The sequence below is a fragment of the Paludifilum halophilum genome (assembly GCF_002245355.1).
In the GTDB taxonomy this organism is placed as follows: domain Bacteria; phylum Bacillota; class Bacilli; order Thermoactinomycetales; family DSM-45169; genus Paludifilum; species Paludifilum halophilum.
In genome coordinates, this window is sequence record NZ_NOWF01000196.1 from 1 (window position 1) to 384 (window position 384).

Annotated in this window: 1 protein-coding gene; it reads left to right on the forward strand. The window is 37.2% G+C overall.

Annotated features, from left to right (window positions below; all coding sequences use genetic code 11):
- Positions 1 to 261 (forward strand): ribonuclease H family protein (locus CHM34_RS19530; protein WP_169713846.1); only part of this gene is annotated, 261 nt, incomplete at its 5' end.
- Between the last annotated feature and the right edge of the window lie 123 nt (positions 262 to 384).

A 384-nucleotide genomic window follows, 5' to 3' on the forward strand; every position in this document is an offset into this window, starting at 1 on the left:
GTTGTACATAGCAGACCAGACATACCATTAGTAGGTGGAATAGTGGCTAGATTCTCTGCTAATCCCAAAGAAAATCATCTCATAGCAGTAAAAAGAATAATGAGATATCTTAAAAGAACTGATGACTTTGGTCTTTACTACAAAAAGAATGGAAAATTTGAGCTCAATGCATATACAAATGCATACTGGGGAGGAAACATTGATGATAGAAAAGGCCCAAGTGGAGGTGCATTATTTTTAGGTAAAAGGCTAGTTACCTAGACTAGCAAGAAACAAACATGCACATCCCAGTCCACTGCAAAATCAGAATATGTGGCAGCAATAGTCAATTGCACAAACATTGTGCAGCTCACACATCTATTGAAAGGTATGAACAAAGAGGTA